We start from the raw sequence: 248 nt of genomic DNA, 5'->3' as shown, positions 1-248 counted from the left end.
TGGTATCGCTTCTTGCCTTAAACTCGGCCCGTCCACCATATCGGAACTCCTTACTCGCTTTAAACAAAGCGAACTTGGCTGGCCTCTACCTGAAAGTTGCAGCGATGCAGATCTCACACAGGCGCTGTATCACGGCAAGAAAGCCAGTCGGGATAAAGTTATGCCTGACTTTACTCAATACGCTGTTGAACTCAGACGTAAAGGTATGACTAAAATGTTGCTCTGGCAGGAGTATCATGAGCAATATC

1 pseudogene is annotated in these 248 nt (G+C 47.2%); it reads left to right on the top strand.

Annotated elements, in window-relative coordinates:
* Window positions 1-4 precede the first annotated feature (4 nt).
* Window positions 5-248 (top strand): annotated as a pseudogene (locus tag A142_RS06360) (IS21 family transposase); the annotation flags it as partial.

This window comes from Vibrio splendidus 12E03 (assembly GCF_000272105.2).
Taxonomy (GTDB): Bacteria; Pseudomonadota; Gammaproteobacteria; order Enterobacterales; family Vibrionaceae; genus Vibrio; species Vibrio splendidus_I.
This window is presented reverse-complemented; position numbering and strand designations above follow the sequence as displayed.